Raw genomic sequence first — 262 nt, forward strand, 5'->3', positions numbered from 1 at the left:
GCGCAGCCTCCTTCTGCGCCGCCTCCAACTTGCGGAGCAGGCAAACTGAAAGCTCATACTGACGGCTTTTGGCAGCCATAACGGACAACCACTCCTGGTTACCACAACTCAGTTCAAGTCAGTACCTGAAGTACGTATCACCCAAAGCAGGATGGTCATCCACACTCTTATTCAACTTCGTGATACGCCTTAGATTTATATATTTACCATTGACCCAACCAAGAGATTTGAAGATTGCATCAGCCATCCTTGCATAACGCGT

It is taken from the genome of Streptomyces sp. NPDC048461 (assembly GCF_055587105.1).